The sequence below is a fragment of the Streptomyces sp. NPDC002573 genome, from assembly GCF_042889625.1.
Classification (GTDB): Bacteria; Actinomycetota; Actinomycetes; order Streptomycetales; family Streptomycetaceae; genus Streptomyces; species Streptomyces gibsoniae.
This window is the reverse complement of record NZ_JBIARC010000012.1, coordinates 26,141-37,907: the sequence shown is the minus strand read 5'-3', so window position 1 is coordinate 37,907 and position 11,767 is coordinate 26,141. Positions and strand designations below refer to the sequence as shown.

The 11,767-nt window shown below is 69.3% G+C and carries 12 protein-coding genes; 10 read left to right on the top strand and 2 right to left on the bottom strand.

The annotated features are described in order from the left end of the window. Position 1 precedes the first annotated feature (1 nt). From nadC to ACFYX0_RS14105, 7 genes are all read left to right on the top strand, one after another. Complete coding sequence (gene nadC, locus ACFYX0_RS14135; protein WP_388970116.1) at positions 2 to 979, top strand: carboxylating nicotinate-nucleotide diphosphorylase; 978 nt, start codon at positions 2 to 4, stop codon at positions 977 to 979. Positions 980 to 988: 9 nt separating this feature from the next. Further along, positions 989 to 1,786 (top strand): type III pantothenate kinase, encoded by a 798-nt coding sequence (locus ACFYX0_RS14130; RefSeq protein ID WP_388970114.1) that lies wholly within the window; start codon positions 989 to 991, stop codon positions 1,784 to 1,786. A gap of 101 nt (positions 1,787 to 1,887) precedes the next feature. Then, a complete protein-coding gene (locus tag ACFYX0_RS14125) occupies positions 1,888 to 2,547 on the top strand; it encodes a hypothetical protein (RefSeq protein WP_388970112.1) in 660 nt (219 codons plus the stop codon). 92 nt (positions 2,548 to 2,639) lie between these two features. Further along, positions 2,640 to 2,819 (top strand): hypothetical protein, encoded by a 180-nt coding sequence (locus ACFYX0_RS14120; protein ID WP_355912905.1) that lies wholly within the window; start codon positions 2,640 to 2,642, stop codon positions 2,817 to 2,819. 208 nt (positions 2,820 to 3,027) lie between these two features. Then, positions 3,028 to 3,573 (top strand): BlaI/MecI/CopY family transcriptional regulator, encoded by a 546-nt coding sequence (locus tag ACFYX0_RS14115; protein WP_388970300.1) that lies wholly within the window; start codon positions 3,028 to 3,030, stop codon positions 3,571 to 3,573. 9 nt (positions 3,574 to 3,582) lie between these two features. Next, on the top strand, positions 3,583 to 4,110 hold the full coding sequence (locus ACFYX0_RS14110; protein WP_311694781.1) for an amino-acid N-acetyltransferase: 528 nt from the start codon (positions 3,583 to 3,585) through the stop codon (positions 4,108 to 4,110). 251 nt (positions 4,111 to 4,361) lie between these two features. Continuing rightward, positions 4,362 to 4,700: an Lsr2 family protein gene (locus tag ACFYX0_RS14105; RefSeq protein ID WP_355912899.1), complete on the top strand. Its 339-nt coding sequence runs from the start codon at positions 4,362 to 4,364 to the stop codon at positions 4,698 to 4,700. Here ACFYX0_RS14105 and ACFYX0_RS14100 read toward each other — a convergent pair. After that, on the bottom strand, positions 4,679 to 5,341 hold the full coding sequence (locus ACFYX0_RS14100) for an SCO3374 family protein (protein WP_388970110.1): 663 nt from the start codon (positions 5,339 to 5,341) through the stop codon (positions 4,679 to 4,681). The genes ACFYX0_RS14105 and ACFYX0_RS14100 overlap by 22 nt on opposite strands. Before the next feature lie 429 nt (positions 5,342 to 5,770). On the opposite strand from ACFYX0_RS14100, the gene ACFYX0_RS14095 reads away from it, so the two are divergent. Both ACFYX0_RS14095 and ACFYX0_RS14090 read left to right on the top strand, forming a co-directional pair. After that, the gene (locus ACFYX0_RS14095) at positions 5,771 to 8,293 is read left to right on the top strand and encodes an ATP-dependent Clp protease ATP-binding subunit (protein WP_355912893.1); all 2,523 of its coding nucleotides are present in this window, start codon (positions 5,771 to 5,773) and stop codon (positions 8,291 to 8,293) included. Positions 8,294 to 8,712: 419 nt separating this feature from the next. Next, positions 8,713 to 9,270, top strand: a complete 558-nt coding sequence (locus tag ACFYX0_RS14090; protein WP_388970108.1) for a M23 family metallopeptidase — start codon at positions 8,713 to 8,715, stop codon at positions 9,268 to 9,270. A gap of 47 nt (positions 9,271 to 9,317) precedes the next feature. On the opposite strand, the gene ACFYX0_RS14085 is transcribed toward ACFYX0_RS14090, so the two are convergent. Beyond that, positions 9,318 to 9,902 carry a TetR/AcrR family transcriptional regulator gene (locus ACFYX0_RS14085; RefSeq protein WP_388970298.1) on the bottom strand — a complete coding sequence of 195 codons (585 nt, stop codon included), beginning with the start codon at positions 9,900 to 9,902 and terminating at the stop codon, positions 9,318 to 9,320. A 181-nt stretch (positions 9,903 to 10,083) separates the two neighbouring features. Here ACFYX0_RS14085 and ACFYX0_RS14080 point away from each other — a divergent pair, with 181 nt between their 5' ends. After that, positions 10,084 to 11,667: an MDR family MFS transporter gene (locus ACFYX0_RS14080; RefSeq protein ID WP_388970106.1), complete on the top strand. Its 1,584-nt coding sequence runs from the start codon at positions 10,084 to 10,086 to the stop codon at positions 11,665 to 11,667. Positions 11,668 to 11,767 lie beyond the last annotated feature (100 nt).

Below are 11,767 nucleotides of genomic sequence, written 5' to 3'. Positions count from 1 at the left end.
CGTGAGCACCCCCGACCTTCCCCTCGCCTCGACCGGTGGCTGCGGCGACGGCTGTGCCTGCGGCGCGGACACCGAGGAGGAATTCCTGGAGTGCGGGCTCGACCCGGCACTCGCCCAGCTCCTGGCCGACGCCGGGCTCGACCCGGTGGAGGTCGAGGACATCGCCAACGTCGCCATCCAGGAGGACCTGGACCACGGCGTCGACGTGACGACGGTCGCGACGATCCCCGAGGACGCGGTCGCCACCGGCGACTTCACCGCGCGCGAGGCCGGAGTGGCGGCGGGCCTGCGGGTCGCCGAGGCGGTCATCTCGGTGGTCTGCACGGACGAGTTCGAGGTCGAGCGGCACGTGGACGACGGCGACCGGGTGGAGGCCGGTCAGAAGCTTCTGACCGTCACCACCCGCACCCGTGACCTGCTCACCGCCGAGCGCAGCGCGCTGAACATCCTGTGCCGTCTGTCGGGCATCGCGACCGCCACGCGCGCGTGGGCCGACGCCCTGGAGGGCACCAGTACGCGCGTACGGGACACCCGCAAGACGACGCCGGGCCTGCGCGCCCTGGAGAAGTTCGCGGTCCGCTGCGGCGGCGGTGTGAACCACCGGATGTCCCTGTCGGACGCGGCGCTGGTGAAGGACAACCACGTCGTGGCGGCCGGCGGTGTCGCCCAGGCGTTCGAGGCGGTCCGCGAGATGTTCCCGGACGTCGCGATCGAGGTCGAGGTCGACACCCTGCACCAGCTGCGCGAGGCGGTCGACGCGGGCGCGGACCTGATCCTCCTGGACAACTTCACGCCGGGCGAGTGCGAGGAGGCGGTCGCGATCGTCGACGGCCGCGCCCTGCTGGAGGCGTCGGGCCGGCTCACCCTCGAGAACGCGAAGGCGTACGCGGACACGGGTGTCGACTTCCTGGCGGTCGGAGCGCTGACGCACTCCTCCCCGATCCTGGACATCGGCCTGGACCTGCGAGCGGCGGAGTAGGAAAGAGCCATGCTGCTGACCATCGACGTAGGCAACACGCACACCGTCCTCGGCCTGTTCGACGGCGAGGACATCGTCGAGCACTGGCGGATCTCCACGGACGCGCGCCGCACGGCGGACGAACTGGCGGTACTCCTGCAGGGCCTGATGGGCATGCATCCGCTCCTCGGCGAGGAGCTGGGCGACGGCATCGACGGCATCGCGATCTGCGCGACCGTGCCGTCGGTGCTGCACGAGCTGCGCGAGGTGACGCGCCGCTACTACGGCGACGTGCCCGCGGTGCTCGTGGAGCCGGGGGTGAAGACCGGCGTGCCGATCCTCACCGACAACCCCAAGGAGGTCGGCGCCGACCGCATCATCAACTCGGTCGCCGCGGTCGAGCTGTACGGGGGACCGGCGATCGTCGTGGACTTCGGCACGGCGACGACGTTCGACGCGGTGAGCGCCCGCGGGGAGTACGTCGGCGGGGTCATCGCGCCGGGCATCGAGATCTCGGTGGAGGCGCTGGGCGTCAAGGGCGCGCAGCTGCGGAAGATCGAGGTGGCGCGGCCGCGGAGCGTGATCGGCAAGAACACGGTGGAGGCGATGCAGGCGGGCATCGTCTACGGCTTCGCGGGCCAGGTCGACGGGGTCGTGGGCCGGATGGCCCGCGAGCTGTCGGCCGACCCGGACGACGTGACGGTCATCGCCACGGGCGGGCTCGCCCCGATGGTCCTCGGCGAGTCCACGGTGATCGACGAGCACGAGCCATGGCTGACGCTGATCGGCCTGCGGCTGGTCTACGAACGCAACGTGTCCCGTACGTGAGACGCGGCGAAGCGCCGAAGGCCGCCCCCACCTGAGGGAACCCGAAGGCGACACGGAGTCCCGTGGGGCCCGTTTTGTCCGATTAGCGGTAGCGTCACCGCATGCCCACGCCATTCGGATCCCGCGGCGGCCTGGCGTTCGGCGCGGAGGAGCTGCGCGTGCTCCGCCGGGCCCTCGCCCTCGCCCTGCACCCCCGCACCGTTTCCGCCGAGGACGTCCAGGACTGCGTCCGCCTCGCCGAGTCCGTCGACGAGGCGGTGCGGGAGGGGGCCCGTCTGCGGGCCTTCCTGCTGGCCGACCTCGCCCGCTACCGCGCCGCCCTCCCCGGCGCCTCGGCCGGCTACTTCGCCCTCCTGGACGACGCCCTGCGGGCCGGCTACCGCCCGGTCCCGGACGATCTCGCCGCCCTGGGCGCCCTGCGCGGCACTCCGGCCGCAGCCGCCCTCCTCGACCGCTGTGACGCCCTCGCCGAACGCGACGTGCGGGGTGCCGCCCGTCCCGCCTCCGGCGGTGTCACGGTCCCCGCCTGCCGGGCCCGGCTCACGGCCCTCCCCGGCGGCCGAGGCAGCGCGGAGGAACAGGCCGAGAAGCCTGCCCGCAAACCCGGCGACAAACCGGGCGAGAAGCCCGAGAAGCCCGGACCGCGCCCCGAGCCGCAGTCCCCGCGCCCGCAGCGCCCCATCCCCACCCCCGGCGAGGTCTTCCCGCCCAAGCGCAAGCCGGGCCCTCCGCACGCACGGCAGCAGCTCGCCGTCGGCTGACCGCCCCCGCGCCGCACCCCTCGCACCCGCCCCTGTCCGGTAAGGCCCACCCGACCCGGATCCCTCGGACAGGGCCTGGCTACTCTGGACGCATGGAATACGTCAACGCGCTGGTGCCCCCGGTCGTCATGGCTGTCTTCTTCGGCGGGCTCATCAGGGTGATCGTGAAGACCCAGGGCGGCGCCGCCAAGGCCAAGGAGGACGCGGCCGTTGACGCGGCGCTCGCGCGCGCGGAGAGCGCCTCCCAGGCCCCGCGGATGACCAAGGGCTGACCGGGCCGGCTCGCACCCCGGCCGGCGCCGGTCCGCACCGGCCGCCCCCGCCACGCAGCGTACGGCGTGCGGCGCGCTCATTTTTCGAGCTGTACGCCCTTTTTGTCGCCTTCCGTCGGATGGGTACCCGTCCGGCAGGCCATTGGTGACAACTCCCACTATTGTGCTGAGGGTGCCCCGCCCCTTGGGAGAACTCGAAGACACGGTCATGACGCGGGTGTGGAAGTGGAACCGCCCGGTGACCGTTCGAGAAGTCCTGGAAGACCTTCAACAGGAACGGTCCATCGCATACACCACGGTGATGACCGTGCTGGACAATCTCCATCAGAAGGGCTGGGTCCGCCGTGAGGCGGAAGGCCGGGCCTATCGATATGAGGCCGTCTCCACCCGCGCCGCCTACGCAGCCGCACTGATGAACGACGCCTGGTCGCAGAGCGACAACCCGGCCGCCGCACTCGTCGCCTTCTTCGGGATGATGAGCGACGAACAACGGCAGGCACTGCGGGACGCCATGCGCATCGTGCAGGTCCCGTCAAGTGCCCCGGAGCCCGAAGACGGCGAAACGGCCGACACGGAAGCCGCGGACACCGAAACGGCGACCCCCGCGGAAGCCGAATCCCCCGAATCCGCATCCCCCTCCGAACCGCCTGCCGCGAGCACCGGCGGCAAGCCCGGCACAACCCCGGCGGAGAACCCCGCCAAGACGCGGGACGAGAAGAACCCCGCCTCGGACGGGGGCGGCACCGGGCGATAGCGTCCGGTCATGCCAGCAGAGAGCCCCACCGCAAAAGCTGTCACCGTCAGGCGGGCCCGGACGACGGATGTCCCGGCGGTGCGCCGCCTCCTCGACGCCTACGTCCGGCGCGGCATCCTGCTCGACAAAGCGACGGTCACGCTTTACGAGGACATCCAGGAGTTCTGGGTGGCGGAACGCGACGACAACAGCGAGGTCGTCGGGTGTGGAGCCCTGCACGTCATGTGGGAAGACCTGGCGGAAGTGCGCACTCTCGCGGTGAAGCCCGAGGCCACGGGGCTCGGTGTCGGACACCAGTTGCTGGAGAAGTTGCTGCAGACCGCCCGCTGGCTCGGCGTTCGCCGCGTATTCTGCCTGACCTTCGAAGTCGAGTTCTTCGGGAAGCACGGCTTCGTCGAGATCGGTGAGACGCCGGTCGACACCGATGTCTACGCGGAGCTGTTGCGTTCCTATGACGAGGGCGTCGCGGAGTTCCTCGGTCTCGAACGAGTGAAACCGAACACCTTGGGCAACAGCCGGATGCTTCTGCATCTGTGATCGTCAAGGCATCGCCCGGCCTATTCGGTCCATGCTTCACCCGGACAGCGTTGCCCAGGTTCCCTATGTCCGAAACGCGTATCTTTCCCGGGCCGTCCGTCGCAGGTTGACCTCTCCCAGGGGTTTGTGTTTTTCCAGCAAAAGCGGTTTGCTTTCCGACGTACTGCAGCACTGCATATAACAGGGGACGCGAAACAAGCGGCGCAGGCCGCACTCCCTCGGCCCTGAAGTTATCGATGAAAGGAAATCCGGTGGCACAGAAGGTTCAGGTCCTTCTTGTCGACGACCTCGACGGTGGCGAGGCGGACGAGACCGTCACGTTCGCGCTGGACGGCAAGACGTACGAGATCGACCTCACGACCGCCAATGCGGACAAGCTCCGTGGCCTTCTCGACCCCTACGTCAAGGGTGGTCGTCGTACCGGTGGCCGCGCGGCGGGCGGTCGCGGCAAGACCCGCGCTGCCGCTTCGGGTGGCACCCAGGACACCGCGCAGATCCGTGCCTGGGCGAAGGAGAACGGTTACGAGGTCAACGACCGCGGCCGTGTTCCGGCGTCCATCCGCGAGGCCTACGAGAAGGCCAACGCCTGAGCGCACGCGCGGCGCAGCCGCACCCGGTGGCACTCCGTGGCCATCGTGTCGACCAGCCGCACCAGATCGGGGGCGCCCCCAACGCCCCCCACGGCCGACAGAGTCGGCAGCAGCAGTTCGATATCGCTTCCCGGCTCGGGGGGCCGCAGCCAGACGGCGGCCCCCTGTGAACGGTTTCGGTCCGGGGGAAGCGGCCCGATCGGGCCGGCCGGGATCAGCGGACCGACGGCCGGGGAGCCGGTGTCCGGGGAGCCGGCGGCGGGAGCCCGCCCCGGTGGCAGCGGCGCCTCGATGTGCCCGCCCGCTCCGACGGCGGTGAGATCCACGGCCAGGGAGCCCCACTCCAGCCAGTCGAGCAGCCCCGGCAGCTCGTCCCCGCTGCCCGCGGCCACCAGCAGCCGCATGCGGTCCCCGTGCAGCGCCACCGGGGACAGGGGATCCAGATGCCGCAGCGCGGCCTCACCGGCCTCGGCGGGAACCTCCAGGACGTCGAATCGCACGCCTGTGACCAGCCGCAACGGCTCTCCGGGAACGGTGGCCCAGCCCAGCCCGTCCTCGTACCAGCGGCGCGCCGTCCCGTCCGGGTCGCGCGGTCGGCGGGGGAGGGGCACCGTGGAAAGCAGGGGCACTGTGTGGACCATGCCCGGAGCAACAGCCCGAGTAGGTCCCGAGTTACGCTGGGTGGTGCAATGACTACGCAGAGTGCCGGGAGCAAGGGCGCGCGGGGTGTTCGGCAGCGCAAGGATGTTCGCCCGTAGCGGAGGGAACCGGTGCGCGCGGCATGGAGTGTCCGTGCGTACGGGTAAGACATCCCTAGTGGGAGGGGGCGACACGCAGGACGGGCCGCCCCACGTTCGCCATAGGCGTACTGGCGAGTGGGGTATCTGCCTGGCCTGCGGGAACATCGTCTCGCACCATCGGGTTGGAGCAGATGTCGGCGTTCGGGGTCAGGAGGCCAAGGACGGTGTCGGCAGTTGGAATGAGCGGTCCCCGCTTGCGGGACTAAGCTGCGGAAGGACAGGGAGGGGAGCGTCCCCTTACTGCCTGACCGCTCTGAGGAGCGATTAACGATGTTCGAGAGGTTCACCGACCGCGCGCGGCGGGTTGTCGTCCTGGCTCAGGAAGAAGCCCGGATGCTCAACCACAACTACATCGGCACCGAGCACATCCTCCTGGGCCTGATCCACGAGGGTGAGGGTGTCGCCGCTAAGGCCCTGGAGAGCCTCGGGATTTCGCTCGAGGCGGTCCGCCAGCAGGTGGAGGAGATCATCGGCCAGGGCCAGCAGGCCCCGTCCGGCCACATCCCCTTCACTCCCCGTGCCAAGAAGGTCCTGGAGCTGTCGCTCCGCGAGGCGCTTCAGCTGGGTCACAACTACATCGGCACGGAGCACATCCTGCTCGGCCTGATCCGTGAGGGCGAGGGCGTCGCCGCCCAGGTCCTGGTCAAGCTGGGCGCAGACCTCAACCGTGTCCGCCAGCAGGTCATCCAGCTGCTGTCGGGCTACCAGGGCAAGGAGACCGCCACCGCCGGCGGCCCGGCCGAGGGCACCCCCTCGACCTCCCTCGTCCTGGACCAGTTCGGCCGGAACCTCACCCAGGCCGCCCGTGAGTCCAAGCTCGACCCGGTCATCGGGCGCGAGAAGGAGATCGAGCGGGTCATGCAGGTGCTGTCCCGCCGCACCAAGAACAACCCGGTCCTCATCGGCGAGCCCGGCGTCGGCAAGACGGCGGTCGTCGAGGGCCTGGCGCAGGCCATCGTCAAGGGCGAGGTGCCCGAGACCCTCAAGGACAAGCACCTCTACACCCTCGACCTGGGCGCGCTGGTCGCCGGCTCCCGCTACCGCGGTGACTTCGAGGAGCGCCTGAAGAAGGTGCTCAAGGAGATCCGCACCCGCGGCGACATCATCCTGTTCATCGACGAGCTGCACACGCTGGTCGGTGCGGGTGCCGCCGAGGGCGCCATCGACGCGGCCTCCATTCTGAAGCCGATGCTGGCCCGTGGTGAGCTGCAGACCATCGGCGCGACCACGCTCGACGAGTACCGCAAGCACCTGGAGAAGGACGCGGCCCTGGAGCGCCGCTTCCAGCCCATCCAGGTCGCGGAGCCGTCCCTGCCGCACACCATCGAGATCCTCAAGGGTCTGCGCGACCGTTACGAGGCGCACCACCGCGTCTCCATCACGGACGAGGCCCTGGTCCAGGCCGCCACCCTGGCCGACCGCTACATCTCGGACCGCTTCCTGCCGGACAAGGCGATCGACCTGATCGACGAGGCGGGTTCCCGGATGCGCATCCGCCGGATGACCGCGCCGCCGGACCTGCGCGAGTTCGACGAGAAGATCGCGGCCGTCCGCCGGGACAAGGAGTCCGCGATCGACTCCCAGGACTTCGAGAAGGCGGCGTCTCTCCGCGACAAGGAGAAGCAGCTGCTCGCCGCGAAGGCCAAGCGGGAGAAGGAGTGGAAGGCCGGCGACATGGATGTCGTCGCCGAGGTCGACGGCGAGCTGATCGCCGAGGTCCTGGCCACCGCCACGGGCATCCCGGTGTTCAAGCTCACCGAGGAGGAGTCCAGTCGGCTGCTCCGCATGGAGGACGAGCTCCACAAGCGGGTCATCGGCCAGGTGGACGCCGTCAAGGCGCTCTCGAAGGCGATCCGCCGTACGCGTGCGGGCCTGAAGGACCCGAAGCGTCCGGGTGGTTCGTTCATCTTCGCGGGCCCGTCCGGTGTCGGTAAGACCGAGCTGTCCAAGGCGCTCGCCGAGTTCCTGTTCGGCGACGAGGACGCGCTGATCTCCCTCGACATGTCGGAGTTCAGTGAGAAGCACACGGTGTCGCGTCTCTTCGGTTCGCCCCCCGGATACGTGGGCTACGAGGAGGGCGGCCAGCTGACGGAGAAGGTGCGCCGCAAGCCGTTCTCGGTCGTCCTCTTCGACGAGGTCGAGAAGGCCCACCCGGACATCTTCAACTCGCTGCTGCAGATCCTGGAGGACGGTCGTCTGACCGACTCCCAGGGCCGGGTCGTGGACTTCAAGAACACGGTCATCATCATGACGACCAACCTCGGCACCCGGGACATCTCCAAGGGCTTCAACCTGGGCTTCGCCGCCGCCGGCGACACGAAGACCAACTACGAGCGCATGAAGAACAAGGTGTCGGACGAGCTCAAGCAGCACTTCCGCCCTGAGTTCCTCAACCGCGTCGACGACGTGGTCGTCTTCCCGCAGCTGACCCAGACCGACATCCTGGCGATCGTCGACCTGATGATCGGCAAGGTCGACGAGCGGCTCAAGGACCGGGACATGGGCATCGAGCTCGCCCAGTCCGCCAAGGAGCTGCTGGCCAAGAAGGGCTACGACCCCGTGCTGGGCGCCCGGCCGCTGCGCCGCACGATCCAGCGCGAGATCGAGGACACGCTCTCCGAGAAGATCCTCTTCGGTGAGCTGCGTCCGGGCCACATCGTGGTCGTCGACACGGAGGGCGAGGGCGAGAACCAGACCTTCACCTTCCGCGGTGAGGAGAAGTCGGCACTGCCGGACGTTCCGCCGATCGAGCAGGCGGCCGGTGGCGGTCCGAACCTGAGCAAGGAGGCGTGACCTCCGCGGTTTCGCCAGGGGCTGCCCCGGGACTTCGGTCCCGGGGCAGCCCCTTTTTCGCTGCGGTCTTTCCGTAAGGCCCGGCTTCCCCGGGAACCCGAAATGGCTTTTCCGCCGAGGGGCACAGGGCGGCCCGGGCGGTGACATGGCACACAGGAGCGCGGGCCGTACTACGGGACCTAGCGGAAGAGCGTTATCGACAAAAAGGACATTTGGTTCTTGGGGGCGGGAAGGGCGCGTCGCGCGAATGGCGCTCCATGTGGCCCTTTCATCCCGACTTCCTAATAGACACCCCTTCTGTCAAGAGAGTGGAATTCTCGCCCGGTATGTACGAAGAATCGTCGTAGTGCAGGGGTTTGGGGGTGCCCGGGACAGCTTGCACCAAAGAATGGTCAAGTCTCCGACTTCGCGAGGTCCCCATGCCGCTGCGCGCCCTCTCTCTGTCCCGTAGGTCCCGGCTCCGCCGTCGGGTCGCCGTGCTGGCCGCCGGTGCGGGCGTCTCGGTCCTGCGGGGGTCCGGGGTCGCCGGCGCCGCCGACAGCGCCGCGACGGGCGCCGGCGCCTGGGTCGGGCCGGTCGGGCAGTACGGGCTGACGGCGGGCTTCGGCCGGGCCGGCGGGATGTGGCGGGCCGGGCACAGCGGCCAGGACTTCGCGGTGCCGAGCGGCACCCCGGTCGTCGCCGTGCACGCCGGCATGGTCGTCAAGGCGGGCGGCAACGGGGCCGGTGACGGGTCCGCGTACGGCAACGCCGTGATCCTGAGGCACGCCGACGGCACGTACTCCCAGTACGCCCATCTCTCGCGGATCGATGTACGGCCCGGCCGGAGCGTGGCCACCGGCCAGCGCATCGGGCTCTCCGGCAGCACCGGCAACTCCAGCGGGCCCCACCTGCACTTCGAGATCCGCCGGACCCCGCACTACGGGTCCGCCGTGAACCCCCTCGCCTTCCTGCGCGCCAAGGGCGTGGTGCTCTGAGGCAGGCGGGCGCCTGGGATGTCCCTACGGCGGCCCGGAGCGCGTCGCTACGGCACCTGAGGCCCGGCGTGCGCCTGGGTCACCAGGTCGATGGCGACCTCCAGGACCGCCTTGCGCTTCTCCTCCGCGTCGCCGTCGACCTCCTGGAGGACGAACATCCCGGCGTGCATGGTGAACAGCGCGCTGATGCAGCGGACCTGGTCGGTCAGTGAGGTGTCCGGGTCCCGGATGATGTCGCGCATCTGAAGCATCCGGTCCTTGAACTCGTTGCCGATGCTCAGCTCGCGGATCGTGGCCTGGTTCTCCTGCATGAAGCGGAACAGCGGGGCCGCGCCCACCAGCGCCTCGCTGTAGCGGCGCAGCACCTCCCGCTTGGTCTCCAGGGTGTGCGGCTGCGCCTTGCCCCACTCGATCAGCTCGTCCATCGGGCGGGTCAGATCCTCGAAGATGCTGACGAGGATCTCTTCTTTGGTCTTGAAGTGGTAGTAGAGAGCCGCCTTGGTGACCTCCAGGCGCTCCGCGATCTCCCGCAGCGAGGTCTTCTCATAGCCCTGCTCGGCGAAGAGCTCGAGCGCCACGTCCTGGATCCGCTGGTGGGTGTCCCCCCGCCGCTGCCGCTTGGTGCCATCCATGGTCGTGCTGCCCATCCTCGTACTCCTCGGACCTCGGATACCTGCTTACCGCCCGACAGGCAGGCCCCAAACTTACTTGACGCCCGGCTAGTTCCGGGACTACCTTCCCTCAGTGTAGTCAACTAGCCGGGCGGCAAGTAAGTAGCCGGGCGGCAGGCAAGACCTAGGGGAGTTGGGGAGCATGGCGGACAACACGGCACCGCCCGAGACCGAGAAGCAGCCACGGAGCGTACGCGTCGTCCTGCTCGCGCTGATGATCACCATGATGCTCGCGATGCTCGACAACATGATCGTGGGCACCGCGATGCCGACGATCGTGGGTGAGCTCGGCGGGCTTCAGCATCTGTCCTGGGTGGTGACCGGGTACACGCTCGCGACCGCCGCCTCCACTCCGCTGTGGGGCAAGATCGGCGACATGTACGGGCGCAAGGGCGCCTTCATGAGCTCGATCGTGATCTTCCTGATCGGTTCGGCGCTCAGCGGCATGGCGCAGAACATGGGCCAGCTGATCGGCTTCCGCGCCGTGCAGGGCCTCGGCGCCGGCGGTCTCATGGTCGGAGTCATGGCCATCATCGGCGACCTGATCCCGCCGCGGGAGCGCGGCAAGTACCAGGGCATGATGGCCGGCGTCATGGCTCTCGCGATGATCGGCGGCCCCCTGGTCGGCGGCACGATCACCGACCACTGGGGCTGGCGCTGGTCCTTCTACATCAACCTGCCGCTCGGCATAGTCGCCCTGACCGCCATCAGCGCCGTACTGCACCTGCCCAAGAAGCGCGCCAAGTCCCGGATCGACTACCTCGGGGCCGCCCTGCTCACGGTGGGCATCACCTCGATCGTGCTGGTGACCACCTGGGGCGGGTCGCAGTACGCCTGGACCTCCGCGCGGATCATGGAGCTGATCGGCATCGGTGTCGCCACGCTCGTCGGGTTCGTGTTCTGGCAGACCAAGGCCGCCGAGCCGGTCGTGCCGCCGCACATCTTCCGCAGCCGCAACTTCACCCTGATGTCGGTGATCGGGTTCATCACCGGTTTCGTGATGTTCGGCGCGACGCTGTTCCTGCCGCTGTACCAGCAGGCGGTGCAGGGCGCCTCCGCGACCAACTCCGGACTCCTGCTCCTGCCGATGCTCGGCGCGATGCTCGTCGTGTCGATGATCGCGGGCCGCGTCACCACCAACAGCGGTCGTTACAAGGTCTTCCCGCTGGTCGGCAGCGTGCTGATGATCACCGGCCTGTACCTCCTGTCCCGGATGGACACCAGCACGACCCGCTTCACCTCGGGCGTGTACATGGCCGTCCTGGGCGCCGGAATGGGCTGCCTGATGCAGATCACCATGCTGGTGGCGCAGAACAGCGTCGAGATGAAGGACATGGGCGTCGCGTCCTCGTCCACCACCCTGTTCCGTACGCTCGGCTCCTCCTTCGGTGTCGCGATCATGGGCGCGCTGTTCAACAACCGGGTGCAGGACGAGATGACCAAGCGGGCCGGCGCCCTTGGTTCGAAGATCACCGAGCAGTCCGCCCAGCTGGACGCCAAGAGCCTGGAGAAGCTGCCGGCTGCGGCCCGGGAGGCGTACCAGTACGCGGTCTCGGCGGGCACGCACTCGGCCTTCCTGCTGGGCTCGGTGGTGGCCGTGGGCGCGCTGGCGGCCGCGGTCTTCGTGAAGGAGGTCCCGCTGCGCGGCGCCGGACCGGACAAGCAGGCCGGGGACGCGGCTGGGGACGCCGCGGAGATGCAGGCGACGGTGGCAGAGGCCGTCTGACGCACCTCCCCCGGCCCTTCGAAGGTCCCTGGAGCCCGACCGCTCCGGGGGCCTTCGCCGTCCCGTGAACAAGGCCCCGGGAGCCCTCGTCGTCGCGCTC